This is a genomic window from Desulfuromonadales bacterium (genome assembly GCA_035620395.1).
In the GTDB taxonomy this organism is placed as follows: domain Bacteria; phylum Desulfobacterota; class Desulfuromonadia; order Desulfuromonadales; family DASPGW01; genus DASPGW01.
The window spans coordinates 1-2,777 of record DASPGW010000144.1; the positions used below are offsets into that span (position 1 = coordinate 1).

Consider the following 2,777-nt stretch of genomic DNA (forward strand, 5'->3'; position numbering starts at 1 on the left):
GAGAGCTGGTTGAGGATAAGGGCGGCGCCGGGTCGGCCGATCACCGGCGAACCGACCTCATCGTCGGAGACCACAACGGTGCAGGTGGCAGCGCCGCCGCGCTTTTCCACCCCATAGGCGGGGAAATAGGAAGCGTTTTTCCCTTCGCGAATGGCGGCATAGGCGAGCAGATTGCCGATCAGCAGGATTCCCTGGCCGCCGAAGCCGGCCATGAAGACGTCGTAAGTCATAATTTTTCCTGAAAATCCATGGTTTAGGTTTCATGTTTTAGGCTTTGAGTTAAAAAACCTAAATCCAAAAACCTGAAACTTAAAACGTTTTTTCGACGTCCTTGAACGTTCCGAGCTGGAAATAGGGGATCATCTCGCTCCCGACCCGTTCGTTGGCCTTGAGCGGATTCATCCCCCAATTGGTCGGGCAGGCCGAAAGAACCTCGACAAAGGCGAATCCCTGCGACTCCACCTGATACTGGAATGCCCGTCGGATTGCCTTGCCGGCCTGCAGGACGTTCTTCGGCGAGTTGACCGCCACCCGGGTCGAGTAGGCGGTTCCGTCAAGGACGGCCAGCAGTTCGGCCATGCGGATGGGATAACCGTCCGTCTGGACGTTGCGGCCGGAGGGTGAAGTCGAGGTCTTCTGCTGCGGCAGGGTGGTCGGAGCCATCTGGCCGCCGGTCATGCCGTACGTGGTGTTGTTGACGAAGATGACCGTCATCCCCTCGCCGCGGTTGGCGGCGTGGATGATTTCGCTGGTGCCGATGGCGGCCAGGTCGCCGTCCCCCTGGTAGGTGAAGACGATCTTGTCCGGATGCACCCGTTTGACGCCGGTCGCCACCGCCGGCGCCCGCCCATGCGGCGCCTCGACGACATCGACATCGAAGTAACCGTAGAGAAAGACGCTGCAGCCGACCGAGGCGACGCCGATGGTCCGCTCCTGCACCGCGAAATGATCCAGCGCCTCGGCCACCAGGCGGTGAATGGTGCCGTGCTGGCAACCCGGGCAGAAATGGGTCTGCACATCCTTGAGGGAAACGGGTCGATCGAAAACTTTCTGCAGGGCCGTCGTCATGGTTCAAGCCTCGTAATGCTTGCGGATCTGCGCGCAGAGCTCTTCGGGGGTCGGCAGCGAACCTGCCCCGGGCGGCCGACCATAGAAACGGACTTCGGCATCGCGGGCCACCGAGAGCCGGACATCCTCCACCATCTGGCCGGCATTGAGCTCGATGCACAGCACTTTTTTGCAGCCTTCGGTCATCTGGCGCAGGGCCGCTTCGGGAAAAGGATAGAGGGTAATCGGGCGGAAAAGACCGACGCGCAGACCGGCCTCCCGGGCCATGCGCACGGCAGTCCTGGCAATGCGGGCGGTGGAGCCGAAGGCGGTGACGATCAGCGCGGCATCCTCGACGTCGACCGCCTCGGAACGTACTTCCTGCTCCCCGAGCAGGCGATATTTCTCATGCAGACGCCAGTTGTGGGCTTCGAGCTCGCCGTCGCCCAGGTAGAGAGACTTGACGATCCGCTGGTCGCTGCGGCCCAGCTTGCCGGTTACCGCCCAGGGCTTGGCCGGCAGATCCGCCGGGGGATGGTACGGATGCGGGATCAGGGCTTCCTTCATCTGGCCGATGACCGAATCGCCGAGAAGCATGGCGGGGATGCGGTAGCGATCGGAGAGGTCGAAGGCGAGGATGGTCAGGTCATACATCTCCTGCACCGAATACGGGGCCAGGACGATGAGGCGGTAACCGCCGTGGCCGCCACCCTTGACCGCCTGGAAATAGTCGGCCTGCGAAGCGTCGATACCGCCAAGGCCGGGTCCGGAACGGGAAATATTGACGATCAGGCCGGGCAGCTCGCTCCCGGCCATGTAGCTGATCCCTTCCTGCTTGAGGGAAATCCCCGGGCTCGAAGAGGAGGTCATGGCCCGGGCGCCGCTGGCGCTCGCGCCAAGCAGCATGTTGATCGAGGCGATTTCACTCTCCGCCTGGATGAAGGTGCCGCCGACCTTCGGCAGTTCGCGGGACATGTATTCGGGGATGTCGCTCTGGGGGGTAATCGGGTAGCCGAAGTAGTAGCGGCAGCCGGCCTCGACAGCGCCCATGGCCACCGCTTCGTTTCCCTTGACAAAGAGCCGTTTTTGCAAAGCTTCCTGCCCTCCTCAGACGTTACGTCGTTTTTTCCTGCCGATAAACGGTGATGGCCACATCGGGGCACATCTGCGCGCAGAGGGCGCAGGAGGTGCAGTCCTGCTCACACCCCTCCGGCATCTCCGCCGGCAGGAACCCCTGACGGGTCAGCTTCTCGCTCAGACGCAACAGGTTGCGGGGACAGGCGATGGTGCAGAGTGCGCAACCTTTACAGCGCGCCTCATCGATAACGATCTTCGGCACTGGCAATCCTTTCGGGATTCGTTCGCAGAGTGCTTAGGCTTCCATATCGTAACAAAACGGCGCCGCTGGCGTCAAATCACCCCTCCCCCCGGATCAGGCGCCGCATCAACTGAAAACCCGGATCGACGATGATGCCGGTGGCGGCGGCTTCCTTTTCGCTGTAGGCGGCACCGCCCGCCGGGGGGAATTCGCCGCCGGAGCCGTAGAGAACGTAGGGGACCGGACCCGGCGTGTGGGTCATTTTGCGGACCGGCGTCGGATGATCGGGCAGAAGCAGGACGCGGTGATCGCCAAGAGCCGGCAAGCCGGCCTGGACGGTACCTACCACCAGTTCGTCGAAGTGTTCGATAGCCCGGATCTTGTCGTCGAGGTTGCCGGCGTGCGCCGCCTC

Annotated in this window: 5 protein-coding genes; all 5 read right to left on the reverse strand. The window is 62.5% G+C overall.

Annotation, left to right across the window (positions count from 1 at the left end; genetic code table 11):
• Nucleotides 1-230 (reverse strand): 2-oxoacid:acceptor oxidoreductase family protein (locus VD811_07935; GenBank protein ID HXV20899.1); only part of this gene is annotated, 230 nt, incomplete at its 3' end.
• A gap of 79 nt (nucleotides 231-309) precedes the next feature.
• Nucleotides 310-1,068 (reverse strand): thiamine pyrophosphate-dependent enzyme, encoded by a 759-nt coding sequence (locus tag VD811_07940; GenBank protein HXV20900.1) that lies wholly within the window; start codon nucleotides 1,066-1,068, stop codon nucleotides 310-312.
• 3 nt (nucleotides 1,069-1,071) lie between these two features.
• Complete coding sequence (locus tag VD811_07945; protein ID HXV20901.1) at nucleotides 1,072-2,139, reverse strand: 3-methyl-2-oxobutanoate dehydrogenase subunit VorB; 1,068 nt, start codon at nucleotides 2,137-2,139, stop codon at nucleotides 1,072-1,074.
• A gap of 22 nt (nucleotides 2,140-2,161) precedes the next feature.
• Nucleotides 2,162-2,386, reverse strand: coding sequence for a ferredoxin family protein (locus VD811_07950; GenBank protein ID HXV20902.1), 225 nt, complete (start codon nucleotides 2,384-2,386; stop codon nucleotides 2,162-2,164).
• A gap of 76 nt (nucleotides 2,387-2,462) precedes the next feature.
• Nucleotides 2,463-2,777 (reverse strand): phosphoglycerate mutase (locus tag VD811_07955; protein HXV20903.1); only part of this gene is annotated, 315 nt, incomplete at its 5' end.